The sequence below is a fragment of the Klebsiella quasipneumoniae subsp. quasipneumoniae genome (assembly GCF_020525925.1).
GTDB lineage: Bacteria > Pseudomonadota > Gammaproteobacteria > Enterobacterales > Enterobacteriaceae > Klebsiella > Klebsiella quasipneumoniae.
This window is the reverse complement of sequence record NZ_CP084876.1, coordinates 3,305,539-3,323,403: the sequence shown is the minus strand read 5'-3', so window position 1 is coordinate 3,323,403 and position 17,865 is coordinate 3,305,539. Positions and strand designations below refer to the sequence as shown.

Genomic DNA, 17,865 nt, shown 5'->3' with positions numbered 1-17,865 from the left:
CGATGGCACAACAGAAACCACACGACGTGAACGAGCCGTCACGTCGTCGCTTACTGAAAGGGATCGGCGCGCTTGGCGGCGCGCTGGCCATCACCGGCGGCTGCCCGGTGGCACATGCGGCAAAAGCGGAAAGTTCCCCCGGGACGCTCGCACCCGACGCGCGTCAGGAAAAACAGCCATTCTACGGCCGGCATCAGGCGGGCATTCTGACGCCGCAGCAGGCCTCGATGATGCTGGTGGCGTTCGACGTGCTGGCGTCAGATAAAGCCGACCTCGAGCGTCTGTTCCGGCTGCTGACCCAGCGTATCGCCTTTTTAACCCACGGCGGCCCGGCGCCGGATACGCCTAATCCCCGGCTGCCGCCGATGGATTCCGGCATCTTAGGGCCGTGGATTGCCCCGGATAACCTGACCATCACCGTCTCGGTCGGCCATTCGCTGTTTGATGAGCGCTTTGGTCTCGCGGATAAAGTGCCGAGAAAACTGCAGCCGATGACTCGCTTCCCCAATGATTCGCTGGATGCCGCCCTGTGCCATGGCGACCTGCTGCTGCAGATCTGCGCCAATACTCAGGATACGGTGATCCACGCCCTGCGCGATGTCATCAAACATACGCCGGATTTGCTCAGCGTGCGCTGGAAGCGGGAAGGGTTTATCTCCGATAGCGCGGCGCGCAGCAAAGGCAAAGAGACCCCCATCAACCTGCTGGGTTTCAAAGACGGCACCGCTAATCCGGCGAGCCATGACAGCGCGCTGATGGATCAGGTCGTGTGGGTAACGGCGGATCAGGACGAGCCGGCCTGGGCCGTGGGCGGCAGCTATCAGGCGGCGCGCATCATCCAGTTTCACGTCGAGTTCTGGGACCGGACGCCGCTGAAAGAGCAGCAGACGATCTTTGGCCGCGACAAACACACCGGAGCGCCGCTGGGGATGAAAAACGAGCACGATACCCCGGATTACAGCAACGATCCTGGCGGCGAGACGATCGCGCTGGATAGCCATATTCGTCTGGCCAATCCTCGCACGCCGGAAACCCAGTCCAGCCTGATGATGCGCCGCGGCTACAGCTATTCGCTGGGCGTCACTAACGCCGGGCAACTGGATATGGGGCTGTTGTTCGTTTGCTATCAGCACGATCTGGAAAAGGGTTTTCTGACGGTGCAGAAACGGCTTAACGGCGAGGCGCTGGAGGAGTACGTCAAACCCATTGGCGGGGGCTACTTCTTTGTTTTACCCGGCGTAGTGGATGACAAGCACTACCTGGGACAGACGCTGCTGCAGGCCTGATACCGACCCTGTCCGCAAGGGCAGGGCGTTTTCTGCTGTTTTTCTCATTTTTCTTATATTTCCTGCCATGTGTTATATTTCTGTAATACAAATGACCGATAGTCTCCTACACTTGCTTAAGAACTATTTGTTGCGTCATTGTGAAAAATAAGTTGCATTAAGAATCTTTTTTGATGTACTTATTACATACGCGGTAGTTCCCGGCAGTGTGACGTTTCACTATGGAGATCGCGAATGGTAAGGTCCCGTACCGGACAACGTAAAACCACAGACCGTACTCTTCAGCACGGAAGCCCCGCTTCCGGCAGCGATTTTCTCACTCTTTCTCCCTCCGCTTCGAATTATTATCACCTTGGCAGGGTACGCGGTGCGCGTAGCCGCGACTCGTTGTCAGTTCTACCGGCAAGCAATGGCTTACAAGGAAGCCAAACCTCAATCGTTCGTGCGCATAGTCGCGTCGATGTTGACGCGTGTGATGTAAACCTACAACGCAAGGTGCTATCCATGGGAAGACAAAAAGCAGTGATCAAAGCTCGTCGTGAAGCAAAACGTGTGCTGAGACGGGATTCACGCAGTCATAAGCAGCGTGAAGAAGAATCGGTCACATCGCTTGTGCAAATGAGTGGCGTAGAAGCAATTGGCATGGCGCGGGACAGCCGTGATACTTCCCCAATTGAGGCGCGCAATGAGGCTCAGGCGCATTATCTGAATGCCATCGACAATAAACAGCTGATTTTCGCCACCGGCGAAGCCGGATGCGGCAAGACCTGGATTAGTGCGGCGAAGGCAGCGGAAGCGCTGATCCATAAGGATGTGGACAGAATTATTGTTACCCGTCCCGTTCTGCAGGCCGACGAAGATCTCGGCTTCTTACCGGGAGATATCGCCGAGAAGTTCGCGCCCTATTTCCGACCGGTTTATGACGTGCTGGTGAAAAGGTTGGGGGCTTCCTTTATGCAGTACTGCCTGCGTCCGGAAATCGGCAAGGTGGAAATCGCGCCGTTCGCCTATATGCGCGGACGTACCTTTGAAAATGCGGTGGTGATTCTGGACGAGGCCCAGAACGTGACCGCAGCGCAAATGAAGATGTTTTTAACCCGCCTCGGGGAGAACGTGACGGTCATCGTCAATGGCGATATCACCCAGTGCGACTTGCCCTCTGGTGTGAGATCTGGCCTAAGTGATGCGCTGGCGCGTTTTGAGGAAGACGAGATGATCGGCATCGTGCGTTTCACCACCGATGACTGCGTGCGCTCGGCCCTCTGCCAGCGGACGCTGAAAGCCTATTATTGATCGTCATACTGTGAGCAAGGCCCGGGCTAGCCCGGGCTTTGTTGTTTTATCTTTGCGACAGTCTGAAGTGCGGATAAACTTTCTGTTTTGAGGGATCCATCGCTGTAGGTGATAGAATTTCTTCTCTGTAATACAAGAATATCTGCTTTGCTATACATAAGCGCCTTTCTAATAATTTCCTTCGTCTTACGCCGTTTTACTCATTTAATTGTATGGATACTTGTAAGGGAAGCACTATGGTCGTACATGGGAAAGTTATCAAGTTATTAATTACTATTTTGATGGTGGGGTTGTCATCTGCTGCTTATAGTAAAGATTATCAGCCAGGGAAAAACTTCACTGTCATTAATTCTACTGTTAAGCAACCGCCGCAACTGGTTGAGTTTTTTTCCTTCTACTGCGGACCTTGTTATGCGTTTGCAGAGCGCATCAATGTTGATACAGCTATCAGAAAGCGCCTGCCCGCCGATATGAAACTGGAAAAATACCATGTCAGCCAGATGGGACCTTTAGGACCAGCATTAACAGAAGCATGGGCCGTAGCACAATATGCTGGGGTAGATGGCAAGGTGGAAAAGTTATTGTTTGAAGGCTTACAGGTTAAGCGTGATATTAAAACGACAGCTGATATTGTTAAGGTATTTAATCAACTTGGCATTACGTCCGAGAAATATGCCGAAATGCAAAGTAATTTTATGGTAAAAGCTTTAATTGCCAGACAGGACAATCTGGTCGAAAAAATGAAAGTAAGTGGTACGCCTTCTTTTTATGTTTCAGGGAAATATCATATTAACAATGCATCACTCGCGCAAGATGACTATGATACCTATGCAGAGGATATGGCGAATCTGGTTTTATTTTTGCTTAACAAATCCCAGTGACGTGAAGTGAGATAGTTTCATTCGGATTGTCTTTTTCGTTCTGTCCAGGTGGTTGCGCCAGTTGTCGAACCCCGGTCGGGGGTTCTCATCCCCCCCGGCGGGTGCCACATGCGAAAAAAAAGCCCGTACTTGCGTACGAGCTCTTCTTAAAATATGGCGGTGAGGGGGGGATTGACTCGCTTCGCTCGCCGTTACTCGGCCCATCCATGGGCCTCGCCCCTGCGGGGCCAACGCAGGCGTTGTTCAAAAACGCTCCCGGCGTTTTTGTCGGGGCAGCCCGCTCGCAGGCTCGCGGTCTGTCCAACTGGCGTTGCCAGTTGTCGAACCCCGGTCGGGGGTTCTCATCCCCCCCAGCGGAGAATATAAAAGAAAAGAGCCTGTACTTGCGTACAGGCTCTCATCTCGAATATGGCGGTGAGGGGGGGATTCGAACCCCCGATACGTTGCCGTATACACACTTTCCAGGCGTGCTCCTTCAGCCACTCGGACACCTCACCATATTGTCTTGCTGCTCACCTTGGGTGGGCAACGGGGCGCTACTATAGGGAGTTGCGTTTAAACGGTCAAGCATAATTTCTTCTTTCTTTACCGACCGCTCACGCAATGAACAACGCCCCGCTGCGACGTAGCGGGGCAGGCGTTTTAGCGCTGGGAATCAAGCTGTTCGTTATTCTTCACGACGTCCTGCGCTTTGCTGTAGCTTTCGATCAGCAGCTGGTAGGCCGGGAAGACTTTGGTGTACACCTCCGCCCATTCTGCGGCGTCCGGGCGATTCCAGGTACGCTGCAGCTCAGAGGCGACGGCGGCGGTATCCATCGGCACTACGCCGGCCTGTACCACGCGAGCCAGGGTGATCTCCTGCGCCAATTTGCTGTAGGTGCCGGAAGCGTCAATCACGGCAAATACTTTATAACCGTCGGCGACGGCGGCAATCGCCGGGAAGGCCATGCAGACGCTGGTGATGGTCCCGGCGATAATCAGCGTTTTGCGACCGGTCGCTTTCACCGCGGCGACGAATTCCGGGTTATCCCAGGCGTTGATCTCGCCTTTACGGGCGATATATTTCGCATGCGGCGCGTTCTCATGAATCTCCGGGATCAGCGGACCGTTCGGCCCCTGCGGCACGGAAGCGGTGGTGATCACCGGGATCCCGGCAAGCGAGGCCATCTTCGCCAGCGCGGCGGCGCGAGCGCGCAGCTCTGGCATCGGCATATCGCCGACGGTCTGGAACAGGCCGCTCTGGTGGTCAATCAACAGCATGGCGGTATCGTTGACATCAATCACCGGACGAGCACCGTTAAAGTTAGCGGGAGTAGACATAGTATTCACCTCAATGAGTTAGATTTGGCCAAAGCGGCCGCTGTTAAAATCGCGAACGGCTTCTGCGATCTGTGTTTTGTTATTCATGACAAAGGGGCCATAGCCCACAATCGGCTCCTGCAGCGGTTCGCCGGCCATCAGCAGAACTTTTGCCTGGGCGGTCGCCTCCAGGTGCAGTGCGTCTCCTGCCTGGCTCAGGACGGCGAGCTGGCCTTCGCGGGCGGATTCGGAACCGTTGATGATCACTTCCCCTTCCAGTACCACCAGCGCAGTACTCCAGCCTTCCGGCTGGCGCAGCGTGAGGTCGTGCCCCTGATTCAGCTGCAGATCCCACACGTTAAGCGGTGAGAAGGTATGGGCCGGGCCGCTGACGTCGTCATACTGGCCGGCAATAACCCGAACCTGTCCGGCGCCATTCGCCAGCGCGGCGGTGGGGATTGTCCCGGCGGTAATGCTCTGGTAGCCGGGGGCCGTCATTTTGTCTTTGGCGGGCAGGTTGACCCACAGCTGGATCATCTTCAGCTCGCCGCCGCTGCGGGTGAAGGCCTCCGAGTGGAACTCTTCGTGTAGGATCCCGGCGCCGGCCGTCATCCATTGCACGTCGCCTGGGCCGATCACCCCGCCGCGTCCGGTGGAGTCACGATGCTCTACTTCACCGGCGTAGACGATAGTGACGGTTTCGAATCCGCGATGCGGATGCTCACCGACGCCGCGTTTATCGCTGCCTGCCGGGAAGGTGTACGGCCCGGCATAGTCGAGCAGTAAGAAGGGGCTCAACTGCTGGCCGTGCGTCTGATAGGAAAACATCGAACGAACCGGGAAGCCGTCGCCTACCCAATGCTGCGCAGGCGCGGTGTAGACTCCTGTAATCTGTTTCATGGCTTTCTCCTGTGTATCGGTATCTGATGTGAATAAGCTTATATCCGGGACGACGTGTGCGGTAGTAAGCAAAAATGACCTATACTGTTCCAAAAATGGAACAATGGAGGAAGGATGCAGGATCTCAATGACTTCGCCTGGTTTGTCCAGGTCGTGGATCATGGCGGTTTCGCCGCGGCGGGGCGAGCGCTTGACCAGCCGAAATCCAAGCTCAGCCGCCGTATTGCGCAACTCGAGGAGCGGTTGGGCGTGCGTTTGATTCAGCGAACCACTCGCCAGTTCGCGGTCACCGAGGTCGGGCAGACCTTTTACCAGCATTGCAAAGCGATGCTGATTGAGGCCGAGGCGGCGCAGCAGGCGGTCGACACGCTGCGCGCCGAGCCGCGCGGCAGCGTCAGGATCACCTGTCCGGTCACCTTGCTGCATGTCCATATCGGACCGATGCTGGCGCGATTTATGGCGCGCTATCCCGGGGTAACATTGCATCTTGAGGCGACCAACCGCCGGGTGGATGTGGTCGGTGAGGGCATTGATGTGGCGATCCGCGTCCGTCCCCGGCCAATCGAGGACAGCGACCTGGTGATGCGCGTGCTGGCGGACCGCGGGCACCGGCTGGTGGCCAGTTCGCAGCTGATTTCCCGGCTCGGACGCCCGCAGGCGCCGTCTGAGCTGAGCGACTGGCCGGGGCTCAGCCTGGGGGCGAACAAGCATCAGCATAAATGGCAGCTTACCGGGCCTGAAGGGGCAAGGGCGGAGGTGTATTTCACGCCGCGAATGGTGACCACCGATATGCTGGCGCTGCGCGAGGCGGCGATAGCCGGCGTGGGGGTGGTGCAGCTTCCTTTATTGATGGTGCGCGATCAGCTGGCGTCAGGGGAGTTAGAGGTGGTACTGGATGAGTGGCAGCCGCGGCGGGAAGTGATCCATGCGGTATTTGCCTCCCGGCGCGGGCTGCTGCCCTCCGTTAGAGCGCTGGTGGATTACCTCAGCGAAGAGTATCAACGAATGGAGGAGGATTAGCTTCGGGATTCGCTTTTCCCGGGGGGCGTCCCCCCAGCGGAGAATATAAAAGAAAAGAGCCCGTACTTGCGTACAGGCTCTCATCTCGAATATGGCGGTGAGGGGGGGATTGACTCGCTTCGCTCGCCCCTGCGGGGGCAGCCCGCTCGCGGGCTCACGGTCTGTCCAGGTGGCTGCGCCAGTTGTCGAACCCCGGTCGGGGATTCTCATCCCCCCGGCGGGAGCCACATGCGAAAAAAAAGCCCGTACTTGCGTACGAGCTCTTCTTAAAATATGGCGGTGAGGGGGGGATTGACTCGCTTCGCTCGCCCCTGCGGGGCAGCCCGCTCGCGGGCTCACGGTCTGTCCAGGTGGCTGCGCCAGTTGTCGAACCCCGGTCGGGGATTCTCATCCCCCCGGCGGGAGCCACATGCGAAAAAAAAGCCCGTACTTGCGTACGAGCTCTTCTTAAAATATGGCGGTGAGGGGGGGATTGACTCGCTTCGCTCGCCCCTGCGGGGCAGCCCGCTCGCGGGCTCACGGTCTGTCCAGGTGGCTGCGCCAGTTGTCGAACCCCGGTCGGGGATTCTCATCCCCCCCGGCGGGTGCCACATGCGAAAAAAAAGCCCGTACTTGCGTACGAGCTCTTCTTAAAATATGGCGGTGAGGGGGGGATTGACTCGCTTCGCTCGCCCCTGCGGGGCAGCCCGCTCGCAGGCTCGCGGTCTGTCCAACTGGCGTTGCCAGTTGTCGAACCCCGGTCGGGGGTTCTCATCCCCCCCGGCGGGAGCCACATGCGAAAAAAAGCCCGTACTTGCGTACGAGCTCTTCTTAAAATATGGCGGTGAGGGGGGGATTGACTCGCTTCGCTCGCCCCTGCGGGGCAGCCCGCTCGCAGGCTCGCGGTCTGTCCAACTGGCGTTGCCAGTTGTCGAACCCCGGTCGGGGATTCTCATCCCCCCCGGCGGGTGCCACATGCGAAAAAAAAGCCCGTACTTGCGTACGAGCTCTTCTTAAAATATGGCGGTGAGGGGGGGATTCGAACCCCCGATACGTTGCCGTATACACACTTTCCAGGCGTGCTCCTTCAGCCACTCGGACACCTCACCATATTGTCTTTCCCGTTGTTGTCGGGAACGGGCGCTAATGTAGGGAAATACGTATCGCCCGTCAATCAACTTTTTGCAAAATCAGCGCGTTTAGACAAACTTCGAACAACTTGCTCCTTAAACGTGCGAAATCCGTTTTTTTTGTCGCCACTCCCTTTTCACTTTGCGACAAGGGGAAATTTGCTATGCTGGCAAACCAATAGAAAACAATGAGTAAAATAAGACGCCAGCATTAACCTGCCCCGGGCGTTTGCTATCAGGAGCCCCTATGGAGATTATTTTTTACCATCCGACCTTTGATACCCAATACTGGATTCGAGAGCTGGAAAAGCAGTTACCCGGCGCGCGAGTGCGCGAATGGAAAGCGGGCGATAACCAGCCGGCGGACTATGCCCTGGTCTGGCATCCACCGGTAGAGATGCTGCAGGGCAGGGCGCTGAAGGCCGTGTTCGCCCTTGGGGCGGGGGTGGATTCGATCCTCAGTAAGCTGCGCGATCATCCGGATATGTTGCCCCTGTCGATCCCGCTGTTTCGCCTCGAAGATACGGGCATGGGACGGCAGATGCAGGAGTATGCGGTGAGCCAGGTTCTGCACTGGTTCCGCCGGTTCGATGACTATCAGGCGCAGAAGCTGGCGTCCTGCTGGCAGCCGTTGCCTGAGTATCTTGCCGACGATTTCACCGTCGGGATTATGGGCGCCGGCGTGCTGGGGGCGAAGGTGGCGGAAAGCCTGCAACCCTGGGGATTCCCGCTTCGCGTCTGGAGCCGTAGCCGCAAAGCCTGGCCGCAGGTGCAGAGCTTTGCCGGCCAGGCCGAGCTGGGCACATTCCTGCAGGGGACCCGCGTGCTGATCAACCTGCTGCCGAACACCGCTGAAACCGTCGGCATTATTAACCAGACGCTGCTGGCGCAGCTGCCGGATGAGAGCTATGTCCTAAACCTTGCCCGCGGCGTGCATGTCGTTGAAGAAGATCTGCTGGCGGCGCTGAACAGCGGTAAGCTCAAAGGGGCAATGCTCGATGTCTTCAGTCGCGAACCGTTGCCCCAGGAGAGCCCGCTTTGGGCGCACCCGCGGGTGGCCATGACTCCCCACGTGGCGGCAGTCACCCGCCCGATGGAGGCCATTGCCTACATCGCCGGGACCATTAGCCGCCTGGAGCGAGGGGAACCGGTTAGCGGTCAGGTCGATCGTCAGCGCGGTTATTAAGGTAAGCAAACCCCGCCACGGCGGGGTTTTTGCTAATCAAGCGCCCGGATTCCTGCTATTCTTGCGGCAAACAGAAGAGGAGAATGTGATGTATCCCGTTGACCTGCACATGCATACCGTCGCCAGCACCCACGCCTACAGCACCCTGCACGATTATATTGCGGAAGCAAAGCGTAAAGGGATCAAACTCTTCGCCATTACCGATCACGGCCCGGACATGGCGGATGCTCCGCACTACTGGCATTTCGTTAATATGCGCATCTGGCCCCGTCTGGTGGACGGTGTGGGGATCCTGCGCGGAATTGAGTCGAATATTAAAAATATCGAAGGCGAGATCGACTGTTCCGGGCCGATGTTGACGTCGCTCGATCTGATCATCGCCGGATTCCACGAGCCGGTGTTTCCGCCGCAGGATAGCGCCACCCATACGCAGGCGATGATTGCCGCGATGGCCAGCGGTAAAGTGCATATGATTAGCCATCCGGGTAATCCGAAATTCCCGGTGGATATCCCGGCCATTGCCGAAGCGGCGGCCCATTACCAGGTGGCGCTGGAGATCAATAACTCCTCTTTCGTTTCATCGCGCGTGGGCAGTGAAGATAACTGCCGGGCCATCGCCGCCGCGGTGCGCGACGCCGGAGGGTGGGTGGCGCTGGGCTCGGACTCTCACACTGCGTTTACCCTCGGAGAGTTTACCGAATGCCGCAATATCCTCGATGCTGTCGATTTCCCGGAGGAGAGGATCCTCAACGTTTCTCCGCGTCGCCTGCTCGACTTCCTCGAGTCGCGTGGTATGCCGGCGATCCCGGAATTTGCTGACCTTTAATTTGTATAACTGGAATAACTGAATGAACGAGTTTTCAATCCTCTGCCGCGTGCTGGGTTCGCTGTATTACCGTCAACCGCAGGACCCGCTGCTGGTGCCGCTGTTTACCCTGATCCGCGAGGGCAAACTGGCCGCCAGCTGGCCGCTGGAACAGGACGAGCTGCTGGCGCGTCTGCAGAAAAGCTGTGAAATGCAGTCCCTGGCGACGGACTATAATGCGCTGTTCGTCGGTGAAGCCTGCAGCGTCCCGCCGTACCGCAGCGCGTGGGTGGAGGGTTCCTCGGAAGCGGAGGTCCGGGCTTTTCTGAGCGAGCATGGCATCCCGACGGGAGAAGGTCCGGCGGATCATCTCGGATCGCTGCTGCTGGCCGCCTCCTGGCTGGAGGATCATGCCACAGAAGAGCAGAGCGAGACGCTGGAGCGCCTGTTTGCCGACTACATCTTGCCGTGGTGCGGGACAATGCTGGGGAAAGTCGAAGCGCATGCGCACACAGCGTTCTGGCGCACGATGGCGCCGTTGACCCGCGACGCCATCGCCGCGATGTGGGACGAGCTTCAGGAAGAAGATGAGCAATAAAATGTGATTTAAGTCACTATTTTAATGTAACTGAAATTAGGTTCATTCATATAGTGTGTTTTAGATCGCATTCTTCCGGCGCGTATCTGCTAGGATACGCGCCATGAACATACTCTTCGCAATCGCATTAACGACGGGCATTCTCTCCGGGATTTGGGGATGGGTGGCGGTCGCCCTCGGCCTGCTGAGCTGGGCCGGTTTCCTCGGCTGTACCGCCTATTTCGCCTGCCCGCAGGGCGGTCTGAAAGGTCTGGCCATCTCCTCCTGTACGGTAATGAGCGGCGTGGTCTGGGCGTTGGTGATTATCCACGGTAGCGCGCTGGCCCCGCAGCTGCAGATCCTCAGCTATATGATGACCGGCGTCGTGGCCTTTCTGATGTGCATCCAGGCGCGACAGACGTTGCTGTCGTTTGTCCCCGGCACCTTTATCGGCGCCTGCGCGACCTTCGCGGCAGACGGCGACTGGCGTCTGGTTATCCCTTCTCTGGCGCTGGGCCTGGTCTTTGGCTATGCCATGAAAAATAGTGGCCTGTGGCTGGCGGCCCGTGCGGATAAGCATAAATCGTTCGCCAATGACAACGCCTGAGCGGCGGGACGATAATAGCAACAGGACCCTCAGGGTCCTGTTTTTTTTACCTTCTTGTCGCCGGCGCGGCGGGATAATCTTGCTCCCGGGGGCGGGTATGCCCTAGTATCGGCAGAAAGCCGTATCTACGCGCTATGCCGACAGGAGGAGAAATGGCTGTTCAACCTGAAGTAATTCTCGGCGATATTACGACGCTTGATGTCGATGTGATTGTGAATGCGGCAAACCCCTCGCTGCTGGGCGGCGGCGGGGTGGATGGCGCGATCCACCGGGCGGCCGGTCCCGCGCTGCTGGCGGCCTGCAAGCAAGTGTTGCAGCAGCAGGGCGAATGTCCCCCTGGTCATGCGGTGATCACGATGGCGGGCGATCTTCCCGCCAGCGCGGTGATCCACACCGTGGGCCCGGTCTGGCACGGCGGCGACCGCATGGAGGCGCAAACCCTGGCCGATGCCTACAAAAACAGCCTGCAGCTGGCGGCGGCAAACAATTATCGCTCCATTGCGTTTCCGGCGATCAGCACCGGCGTGTATGGCTATCCGAAAGAGGAAGCGGCGGCGATCGCCGTGCGCACTGTGACCGCGTTTCTCACCCGCTATAACCCGCTTGAACGGGTCCTGTTCGTCTGTTTCGACGAGGAAACGGCGGCTATCTATCGTCGCCTGCTGGCGGCATACCCCTGATTCCGCAGAATAGGCTATGATAACCGCCGGTATTGACAGGAATGATGGATTGCAGGAGGGAGCAGGTGTCGGAAGGAAAAGTACAGCAGAAGCAGCAGGCGCGCCGCGCGGAGATCGTTGCCGCTGCGCAAAGATGTTTTGCGACAAAGGGATTGCATGGCGCCTCTGTCGCTGATATCGCCCGCGAGGCGGGCCTGAGCGTCGGTCAGCTGTATCGCATTTTTGCCAGCAAGGAGGCGATCATCGAAGCGATTGTCAGCGAAATCGTCAACGCCAGGGTCGGGGAGATGATCGATGAGAACCACAATCTGGCGCGCAAAGCGGCGGTGCTGGCCGGCAGGATCCCGACTTCGGCAGCCACCAAAAGCGACAATTATCTGTTGATGGAAATCAACGCCGAAGCCTCGCGTAACCCACGCTTGCGCGAAATCCTGGTGCAGGCCGATCGGAGGTTGAAAGAGGAGGGCGGCCGTTTGTCGCAGCGCTATCATCCCGGTCTCAGCGATGCGCGACGCAATGCTGCTTCAGAGCTCATCGCCGTTCTGACGGAGGGGGCAGCCTACCGCTGTGAGCTGAGCGCCTCCACTCCGGTCGATAAAGCGGATTTAGAAGCCCTGTATAATATGATCTTCGATCGGCTGTTTGATGAGCAAGCGTAGCGCGGCACGCCTGGCGTGCCGCAAAGGCTAAAGGTTAGCTGGCCGAGGCCGGGGTTTTTGCCGGTTTGCTCATGGGTTTACCGGAGAACAGGAAACGCAGCAGCGGAATACGCAGATGAATTTCATACAGGATCAGGGCAATCCCCACCACAAAAACCAACCCGCCAATAAAGCCTAAGGTATTCGACTTAATGGCCGGGGTGATCCACGCCCCGTACAGCAGCGTCAGCGGATGGTGCACCAGGTAAATGAACAGCGAAGCATTGACGAAGTAGGTCACCCGCGCCGACTGGAAATTCAGCAGGCGATGGCCGAGCGAGAAGATCACATTCACCATCCACAGCCCCAGCACCATGGTGATCACCGATTCCGTTTCATACATCCAACCGTCGCCAGATCCATACTGCTGGTTCAGGCGGTAAGCGATGAATCCCAGCAGTGACGCCACGCAACACCATGGCGACGGGGTGGTGAACATCGCCTTTAAGCGCGGGTTAATAAAGGTCTGCGCCCCCAGCACAAAGAAGGGCAGATAGAACAGCGTCTGCATGACCACAAAGTTAAACAGACCATTGCTCAGCAGGGGCGGGTAGATCACGAACAATGACCGACGGATCAGCGCGTAAAGCACCCCCAGCGCGAGGAAAATCATCGTCAGCTGGCCCATGGTGACAGTGTCACCGAATGCGTGAGCGCCCGGAGCCGGGCGGCGCGTCAGCCATTTAAACAGTACCACCCCCAGCGAGGTCAGCACCACCAGGACCAGCAAAAACCAGAGGTGGGAAATGAGCTCCCACGCCAGGGTGTTGAATTTGTCGTACCCCGAAAGGGTGTGCCAGTTTTCCGCCTTGCCGTTGACGTACTGCAGCATAATAAACTGCGGCAGCGTCAGCAGCGGGATGGCGGTCAGCATCGGAATACCGACCCGTTCGACGCGCACTTTCCACCACTTTTTCAGCGGGTAGCGCAGGAACAGCATGTAGGAGAAATAGCCGGAGATCACGAAGAAGACCTGCATGCGGAAGGCATGAATGAAATCATTAAACAGCGTCAGCCACCACGAGGGCTCTGCGCTGTTGACATGCCAGCTATGGCTGGAATAAATCAGCGAAATGTGAAAAGGGATCCCCAGCAGCATCAGCCAGGCGCGGATGCTGTCGAAAAAATATTCACGCTGTACCGGAGTATTATTCATACGATTCACGACAATCTCAGATAATTCGTCTTATCACTCAAGATGATAACGCTTACATTATCAGCAACCCTACATGAACTCGGGGTACCTGTCTCCAGGATAAGCACGCAAAGTGCAAACGGGACTGCGAACTGTTTATTCCCTGCGCCGCTACGCTGAACAAAGCAGGGATTATGTTGTCGGATTGCCTGAGTTTCCATTAAAATAGATCGGATCGATTTAAGCACACAAAGGGGGAAGTGCTTACTTATATGAAACATAAACCACAGATGATGAAAATGCGTTGGTTAAGCGCAGCCGTAATGTTGTCCCTGTGTACTTCATCTGCATGGGCATTTAGCATTGATGACGTTGCAAAAGAGGCCAAAACGTTAGCCGGGAAAGGCTATGAAGCGCCAAAGAGTAACCTGCCCTCCGCTTTCCGCGACATGAAATACGCGGACTACCAGCAAATTCAGTTTAATCACGATAAAGCTTACTGGAATAACCAGAAAACCCCATTCAAGCTTGAATTTTACCATCAGGGTATGTACTTCGACACGCCGGTCACCATCAATGAAGTGACGGCCACCAGCGTGCGCAAAATTAAATATAGCCCGGACTATTTTAACTTTGGTAACGTTCAGCACGATAAAGACACGGTGAAAGACCTTGGTTTCGCCGGCTTCAAAGTACTGTATCCGATCAACAGCAAAGATAAGAACGATGAAATCGTCAGCATGCTCGGTGCCAGCTACTTCCGCGTGCTGGGTCAGGGTCAGGTATACGGTCTGTCCGCGCGCGGTCTGGCTATCGATACCGCGCTGCCTTCCGGCGAAGAGTTCCCGCGTTTTCGTGAGTTCTGGATTGAGCGTCCAAAAGCTACCGACAAGCGTCTGACTATCTATGCGCTGCTGGATTCGCCGCGGGCAACCGGCGCTTATCGCTTTGTAATCATGCCGGGACGCGATACCGTGGTGGATGTCCAGTCCAAAGTTTACCTGCGTGACAAAGTGGGCAAACTGGGCGTGGCGCCGCTCACCAGTATGTTCCTGTTTGGTTCCAACCAGCCTTCTCCGGCGCTGAACTATCGTCCGGCGCTGCACGACTCCAATGGTCTGTCGATCCTGGCGGGCAACGGCGAGTGGATCTGGCGTCCGCTGAACAACCCGAAACACCTGGCCGTTAGCAGCTATGCGATGGAAAACCCGCAAGGGTTCGGCCTGCTGCAGCGCGGCCGTCAGTTCTCGCGCTTCGAGGACCTTGACGATCGTTATGACCTGCGCCCGAGCGCCTGGATCACCCCGAAAGGGGAGTGGGGCAAAGGGAAAATCGAACTGGTCGAAATCCCGACCAACGATGAAACCAACGATAACATCGTGACTTACTGGACGCCGGATCAGCTGCCGGAGCCGGGCAAGGAGATGAACTTCAAGTACACCATCACCTTCAGCCGCGATGAAGACAAGCTGCATGCGCCGGATAACGCGTACGTTATGCAGACCCGCCGCTCTACCGGCGATGTGAAGCAGTCGAACCTGATCCGCCAGCCGGACGGCACCATTGCTTTCATTGTCGACTTCACCGGCGCCGATATGAAAAAACTGCCGGCGGATACCCCGGTCGCCGCCCAGGCGAGCACCGGCGATAACGCTGAAATCGTTGAAAATACCGTGCGTTACAATCCGGTGACCAAAGGCTGGCGAATGATCCTGCGTTTGAAGGTGAAAGATCCGAAGAAAACGACGGAAATGCGCGCCGCACTGGTTAACGGCGATGACACGTTGAGCGAAACCTGGAGCTATCAGCTGCCTGCCAATGAATAAGATAACGAAGTACATTGACGCATTGCCGCTGTCGGACGCCGAGAAATCGGCGCTGCCGGACACCAGCCTGCAGGCCGTTCATCAGGCCCTGGATGACGAACATCAGACCTTCGCCCGCGAAGACGACTCCCCGCTGGGGTCGGTCAAGGCGCGGCTGGCGCACAGCTGGCCGGATTCGCTGTCTGGCGATCAGCTGGTGAAGGATGATGAAGGCCGCACCCAGCTGCATGCGATGCCGAAAGCCAAGCGCTCCTCGATGATCCCGGACCCGTGGCGTACCAACCCGGTTGGCCGCTTCTGGGACCGTCTGCGCGGACGCGATGTCACGCCGCGCTATCTCTCCCGCCTGACGCAAGAAGAGCGCGAGAGCGAGCAAAAATGGCGTACCGTCGGCACCATTCGTCGCTACATCCTGTTGCTGCTGACGCTATCGCAGACCGTGGTGGCGACCTGGTACATGAAAACCATTCTGCCTTATCAGGGCTGGGCGCTGATCAACCCGGCCGACATGGTGGGGCAGAACCTGTGGGTCTCGTTCATGCAGCTGCTGCCGTACGTGTTGCAGAGCGGCATTCTGATCCTCTTCGCGGTGCTGTTCTGCTGGGTTTCCGCCGGCTTCTGGACCGCGTTAATGGGCTTCCTTCAGCTATTGATCGGTCGCGATAAGTACAGTATTTCCGCCTCGACGGTCGGTGACGAACCGTTGAACCCGGCGCACCGTACGGCGCTTATTATGCCGATCTGTAACGAAGACGTTGACCGCGTGTTCGCCGGGCTGCGGGCGACCTGGGAGTCGGTGAAAGCCACCGGCAACGCCGCCCATTTCGACGTCTATATCCTCAGCGACAGCTATAACCCCGATATCTGTGTCGCTGAGCAAAAGGCGTGGATGGAGCTGATTGCCGAAGTACAGGGCGAAGGGCAGATTTTCTACCGTCGTCGTCGTCGTCGCGTGAAGCGTAAGAGCGGCAACATCGATGATTTCTGCCGCCGCTGGGGCAGCCAGTATAGCTACATGGTGGTGCTGGATGCTGACTCGGTGATGACCGGAGAGTGTCTGAGCAGCCTGGTGCGCCTGATGGAAGCGAACCCGAACGCCGGGATCATCCAGTCATCCCCGCGCGCCTCGGGCATGGACACGCTGTATGCGCGTTGCCAGCAGTTTGCCACCCGGGTGTATGGTCCGTTGTTTACGGCGGGTCTGCACTTCTGGCAGCTGGGGGAGTCCCACTACTGGGGACACAACGCCATCATCCGCGTGAAACCGTTCATTGAGCACTGCGCGCTGGCGCCGCTGCCGGGCGAGGGCAACTTTGCCGGGTCGATTCTGTCGCACGACTTCGTTGAAGCCGCGCTGATGCGCCGCGCCGGCTGGGGCGTGTGGATTGCCTACGATCTGCCGGGCTCCTATGAAGAGCTGCCGCCGAACCTGCTGGACGAGCTGAAACGCGACCGCCGCTGGTGCCAGGGCAACCTGATGAACTTCCGCCTGTTCCTCGTGAGAGGGATGCACCCGGTTCACCGGGCGGTGTTCCTTACCGGCGTGATGTCCTACCTGTCGGCGCCGCTGTGGTTTATGTTCCTTGCCCTGTCGACAGCGTTGCAGGTGGTGCATGCCCTGACCGAGCCGCAGTACTTCCTGCAGCCGCGTCAGCTGTTCCCGGTGTGGCCGCAGTGGCGTCCGGAGCTGGCTATTGCGCTGTTCGCCTCGACCATGGTGCTGCTGTTCCTGCCGAAGCTGCTGAGTATCATCCTGGTGTGGTGTAAGGGGCCGAAGGAGTACGGTGGATTTATCCGCGTGACGCTTTCCCTGCTGCTGGAGGTCCTGTTCTCGGTCCTGCTGGCGCCGGTGCGCATGCTGTTCCACACCGTCTTCGTGGTCAGCGCCTTCCTCGGCTGGGAAGTGGTGTGGAATTCGCCGCAGCGTGATGATGACTCCACGCCGTGGGGAGAAGCCTTTATGCGTCACGGCTCGCAGCTGCTGCTGGGGCTGGTATGGGCGGTCGGAATGGCATGGCTGGATCTGCGCTTCCTGTTCTGGCTGGCGCCGATTGTCGTATCGCTGATCCTGTCGCCGTTCGTGTCGGCGATCTCCAGCCGGGCGACCGTGGGCCTGCGCACCAAGCGCTGGAAGCTGTTCCTGATCCCGGAAGAGTATTCGCCGCCGCAGGTGCTCAAGGATACCGATGCGTACCTGACGCTGAACCGTCAGCGTTCGCTGGACGATGGCTTTATGCACGCGGTGTTTAACCCGTCGTTTAACGCCCTCGCGACCGCGATGGCCACCGCGCGCCACCGTCAGGGTCATATCCTGGAGATCGCCCGCGAGCGCCATGTCGAGCAGGCGCTGAATGAAACGCCGGATAAGCTGAACCGCGATCGTCGACTGGTGCTGTTGAGCGACCCGGTAACCATGTCGCGTCTGCACTATCGCGTATGGGCCGCGCCGGAGAAATACTCTTCGTGGGTGAACGCCTATCAGCAGCTGGCGCTTAACCCGCTGGCGCTGAAAACGAAATAAGCCGTACGTTAAGGAAAATACCGGCAGCGATGCCGGTATTTT

15 protein-coding genes and 2 tRNA genes are annotated in these 17,865 nt (G+C 57.8%); 12 read left to right on the top strand and 5 right to left on the bottom strand.

The window, feature by feature from the left end; all coding sequences use genetic code 11:
• Nucleotides 1–2 precede the first annotated feature (2 nt).
• From efeB to LGM20_RS16225, 3 genes are all read left to right on the top strand, one after another.
• Entirely contained in the window at nucleotides 3–1,286 is a 1,284-nt protein-coding gene (efeB, locus tag LGM20_RS16235) for an iron uptake transporter deferrochelatase/peroxidase subunit (protein WP_023289108.1), read from the top strand.
• Between the two features lie 504 nt (nucleotides 1,287–1,790).
• Nucleotides 1,791–2,579 (top strand): phosphate starvation-inducible protein PhoH, encoded by a 789-nt coding sequence (gene phoH, locus LGM20_RS16230; RefSeq protein WP_002898923.1) that lies wholly within the window; start codon nucleotides 1,791–1,793, stop codon nucleotides 2,577–2,579.
• A 236-nt stretch (nucleotides 2,580–2,815) separates the two neighbouring features.
• Nucleotides 2,816–3,460 carry a DsbA family protein gene (locus tag LGM20_RS16225; RefSeq protein WP_044522035.1) on the top strand — a complete coding sequence of 215 codons (645 nt, stop codon included), beginning with the start codon at nucleotides 2,816–2,818 and terminating at the stop codon, nucleotides 3,458–3,460.
• 409 nt (nucleotides 3,461–3,869) lie between these two features.
• On the opposite strand, the gene LGM20_RS16220 is transcribed toward LGM20_RS16225, so the two are convergent.
• The 3 genes from LGM20_RS16220 to LGM20_RS16210 all read right to left on the bottom strand — a co-directional run bounded on the left by LGM20_RS16220 (nucleotide 3,870) and on the right by LGM20_RS16210 (nucleotide 5,659).
• Nucleotides 3,870–3,957: transfer RNA gene (locus LGM20_RS16220), tRNA-Ser, on the bottom strand.
• 145 nt (nucleotides 3,958–4,102) lie between these two features.
• Nucleotides 4,103–4,780, bottom strand: a complete 678-nt coding sequence (locus LGM20_RS16215) for an isochorismatase family protein (RefSeq protein WP_044522037.1) — start codon at nucleotides 4,778–4,780, stop codon at nucleotides 4,103–4,105.
• Between the two features lie 18 nt (nucleotides 4,781–4,798).
• On the bottom strand, nucleotides 4,799–5,659 hold the full coding sequence (locus LGM20_RS16210) for a pirin family protein (protein ID WP_044522040.1): 861 nt from the start codon (nucleotides 5,657–5,659) through the stop codon (nucleotides 4,799–4,801).
• 114 nt (nucleotides 5,660–5,773) lie between these two features.
• On the opposite strand from LGM20_RS16210, the gene LGM20_RS16205 reads away from it, so the two are divergent.
• Nucleotides 5,774–6,679 (top strand): LysR family transcriptional regulator, encoded by a 906-nt coding sequence (locus LGM20_RS16205; protein ID WP_023289111.1) that lies wholly within the window; start codon nucleotides 5,774–5,776, stop codon nucleotides 6,677–6,679.
• A gap of 1,000 nt (nucleotides 6,680–7,679) precedes the next feature.
• Here LGM20_RS16205 and LGM20_RS16200 read toward each other — a convergent pair.
• Nucleotides 7,680–7,767 (bottom strand) — tRNA-Ser (locus LGM20_RS16200).
• 268 nt (nucleotides 7,768–8,035) lie between these two features.
• Here LGM20_RS16200 and ghrA point away from each other — a divergent pair.
• The 6 genes from ghrA to LGM20_RS16170 all read left to right on the top strand — a co-directional run bounded on the left by ghrA (nucleotide 8,036) and on the right by LGM20_RS16170 (nucleotide 12,302).
• Nucleotides 8,036–8,974, top strand: coding sequence for a glyoxylate/hydroxypyruvate reductase GhrA (ghrA, locus tag LGM20_RS16195; protein ID WP_044522050.1), 939 nt, complete (start codon nucleotides 8,036–8,038; stop codon nucleotides 8,972–8,974).
• Between the two features lie 88 nt (nucleotides 8,975–9,062).
• Nucleotides 9,063–9,800 carry a phosphatase gene (locus LGM20_RS16190; RefSeq protein WP_044522051.1) on the top strand — a complete coding sequence of 246 codons (738 nt, stop codon included), beginning with the start codon at nucleotides 9,063–9,065 and terminating at the stop codon, nucleotides 9,798–9,800.
• A 22-nt stretch (nucleotides 9,801–9,822) separates the two neighbouring features.
• On the top strand, nucleotides 9,823–10,377 hold the full coding sequence (locus tag LGM20_RS16185; protein ID WP_023289113.1) for a TorD/DmsD family molecular chaperone: 555 nt from the start codon (nucleotides 9,823–9,825) through the stop codon (nucleotides 10,375–10,377).
• 103 nt (nucleotides 10,378–10,480) lie between these two features.
• Nucleotides 10,481–10,963, top strand: a complete 483-nt coding sequence (locus tag LGM20_RS16180) for a DUF1097 domain-containing protein (RefSeq protein WP_044522057.1) — start codon at nucleotides 10,481–10,483, stop codon at nucleotides 10,961–10,963.
• A 152-nt stretch (nucleotides 10,964–11,115) separates the two neighbouring features.
• Nucleotides 11,116–11,643, top strand: a complete 528-nt coding sequence (ymdB, locus tag LGM20_RS16175; protein WP_023289115.1) for an O-acetyl-ADP-ribose deacetylase — start codon at nucleotides 11,116–11,118, stop codon at nucleotides 11,641–11,643.
• Nucleotides 11,644–11,708: 65 nt separating this feature from the next.
• Nucleotides 11,709–12,302 (top strand): TetR/AcrR family transcriptional regulator, encoded by a 594-nt coding sequence (locus LGM20_RS16170; protein ID WP_044522059.1) that lies wholly within the window; start codon nucleotides 11,709–11,711, stop codon nucleotides 12,300–12,302.
• Nucleotides 12,303–12,336: 34 nt separating this feature from the next.
• Here LGM20_RS16170 and mdoC read toward each other — a convergent pair whose 3' ends face one another.
• Nucleotides 12,337–13,497, bottom strand: coding sequence for a glucans biosynthesis protein MdoC (gene mdoC / locus LGM20_RS16165; RefSeq protein WP_023289117.1), 1,161 nt, complete (start codon nucleotides 13,495–13,497; stop codon nucleotides 12,337–12,339).
• Nucleotides 13,498–13,748: 251 nt separating this feature from the next.
• Here mdoC and mdoG point away from each other — a divergent pair, with 251 nt between their 5' ends.
• The gene (gene mdoG / locus LGM20_RS16160) at nucleotides 13,749–15,302 is read left to right on the top strand and encodes a glucans biosynthesis protein MdoG (protein ID WP_004140751.1); all 1,554 of its coding nucleotides are present in this window, start codon (nucleotides 13,749–13,751) and stop codon (nucleotides 15,300–15,302) included.
• A complete protein-coding gene (gene mdoH, locus LGM20_RS16155; protein ID WP_032452426.1) occupies nucleotides 15,295–17,823 on the top strand; it encodes a glucans biosynthesis glucosyltransferase MdoH in 2,529 nt (842 codons plus the stop codon). The genes mdoG and mdoH overlap by 8 nt, the downstream gene beginning before the upstream one ends.
• The last annotated feature ends 42 nt before the right edge of the window (nucleotides 17,824–17,865 follow it).